General features: G+C 42.1%; 3 protein-coding genes. All 3 read left to right on the top strand.

What is annotated here, in order from left to right; translation table 11 throughout:
- Nucleotides 1-127 precede the first annotated feature (127 nt).
- On the top strand, nt 128-679 hold the full coding sequence (locus AVJ19_RS20925; protein WP_228203425.1) for a PAAR domain-containing protein: 552 nt from the start codon (nt 128-130) through the stop codon (nt 677-679).
- A 14-nt stretch (nt 680-693) separates the two neighbouring features.
- Complete coding sequence (locus AVJ19_RS20920) at nt 694-1,689, top strand: nuclease (RefSeq protein WP_111861410.1); 996 nt, start codon at nt 694-696, stop codon at nt 1,687-1,689.
- A 17-nt stretch (nt 1,690-1,706) separates the two neighbouring features.
- The coding region (locus AVJ19_RS20915; RefSeq protein ID WP_323580425.1) for a type VI immunity family protein at nt 1,707-2,356 on the top strand (650 nt) is incomplete at its 3' end.

The following is a 2,356-nucleotide window of genomic DNA, read 5'->3' as shown; positions in this document are numbered from 1 at the left end:
TTGAAATATTTCCTCGCTTGATTAAAGCTTGGTTATACGAGGACCAATTGGTTGTACGATAGATTTTAGGTGTAGTGCTTCTTCATCTGGAAATTATATTACTGAAGAAGCCTTCAAGAATAGCTTTGTGCAACAAAGCCTATGCAAACTAGAACAAATGACAAAATATTATATTTGCGTAGGTGATCGGACAACCGGTGGTGGTGTGGTTGTCGAGGGTAGTGTTTCGATCACAATTTTAGGTAGACCTGTTTCAACAATCGGTATGAAGGCAATTTGTTGTGGTAATGCTCAAACCATTCTAAAAGGGTGGGAAAATCACAGTATGTTTGGCCGTAGTGTTGCATACGATGGTTGCTCGCTTTCTTGCGGCCATAAAGTTGTTGCAAGCCAAAATCTTATGGGTTGGGACAATGGCGATTCTAGCCCACCCGAAAGTATTATCTCTAATCCACAAAAGTATCACGAGTTTTTTACACTAACTGGTGATGATGATAAGCCGGTCGCTAATCAAAAATATAAACTTTTTGCTTCAGATGGTAGTGAGTTAATCGGCTATACGGATGAACAAGGTAAAACAGAGCACCTTTGGACTCATGAAAAACTCCCTATTAATTTGGAGATCCTTGATGATGAGGAAGAGCCTGAATTCGATACTTATCATATAACCGATGTGTAAAAAGGATAATAATAATGGCACGTGATAAAACATCTTCAGGTACTTCGAGTGATAATAAATCGGGAAGCTCAACAACCAAACCAACCAGTGAAGGTACGCCTATAAAATTAGAGGTAGGCGGCAATAGATCATATTTGTGTGCTCATATTTGCGCTGCGAGTAAAAAGCCTCGGACTGGTAATAAAGGGCAAAACCTATACCAACGCACGGTAACTATCGCAATCCAAGCTGAAGCAGAGCTTAATCATGGTGTTTGGTCGTATTTAGCTGAAGTTGGTTATAACATGCGCACTGTTCCACCAAGCGCTCTGATGAGCGACAGGGAGGGAAGGAGACATCAGCCATCGAGTTTCCCTTTAGGTGCGGCTAAGCGTGAAATTGAAAATATGGGTAAAGGTGCTTTCCGTATTCCTGATGTCACTATTTTAAAAGTTACGGCCGCTGAAATTATTCAAATGCGTAAGGCAGGTGTAATTGATTGGAAGCGCTTTGAGCCTATAGATGCCAATATTGAAAACTTGGTTGAGATTAAGTTTGGCAATGACACTTGGGGGAATAAGCAATTCGAAGATTACAATACGATTTGCCCTACCAAGGTACGTGAAATTGCCGATAAGGATTGTAGTTGCTCTACTCGCAAACCGCCTAAAGGTGGGACTGCACCTGTGACTTATCCTGCTATAAAGAACCCAGACCCATACAAGAATGCAACTTTTAGACCTGCAGCGGTTGGTCTTACTCCGCAACGTGGTATCCCGAGTATGCTGGGGGCATTCGGGAAGATGATCTCGCCACCTTCTCAAAAGGTTATTTTTTATCGAAAATACGTGCCATTAAAGGAATATAACTCCATGATGATTCCAATTACTGCAGGGATTGGTTTGGCTTCAGCATTTATCTGTGGTTCGGTTATTATTGCAGGTGGTGCTGCTGCAGGTGGAGCAGCTGCAGGGGCCGCCGTTGGTGGGAGTTTAATGATCACTGGTTTTGCAACTTTGGCTACTTCATAAAATATAGGGAAATCACTTTGAAAATAACAAGCTATTCAGATCTAGATCCGTATTTTTCAGACTTCCAGTGGAGTGAGGCGCGTAAGGACCAGTCTGCGCTATTTATTACCGGGGCAGAGTTTCAAGCACACTTCTTATATTTTGCAGGCCATACATCACAAAAACGTCAAGCATTGGCCGAATGTGTAGAACTCTTTAATCGACATTTTGCTGAGCACCTTGAATGGGGCGGTTATTATGATGAGAACGGTGATGGTCATTATGCTGAGTATAAAGATCCTCAAATGCCAACAATTCGTCAGGTGATCGCTCAAAATAAAGATCCTGATGATTTTATTGAATGGTACTGTGCATCTGGTGATCGTGATGAGGCACCAGAGTATATGATTTCTGCGATGACCAATCGTGATTGGGAAGGTCACAACCTGTATTGCTCAGAGATTAAGTTTTGTGTGCCAAATAAGTTGATCTTTGAACCTGAAATGAAAAAGGTTCTCCTTGATATGATTGATACCTTTATTGAAAAATTAGGTGTCTATCACGCCGTGGCTGGCATACAAAGTGTTTTGCCATATCGTCCGCAAGGTGTGGGTGATTATGCTCGGCTACAGGCAGAGCGCTTCCTTGGGATCTACATGGGTGCTGACAGCACTGAGCGCAATTTAAT

The sequence above is a fragment of the Acinetobacter sp. CFCC 10889 genome (genome assembly GCF_003268395.1).
Lineage (GTDB): Bacteria > Pseudomonadota > Gammaproteobacteria > Pseudomonadales > Moraxellaceae > Acinetobacter.
This window is presented reverse-complemented; position numbering and strand designations above follow the sequence as displayed.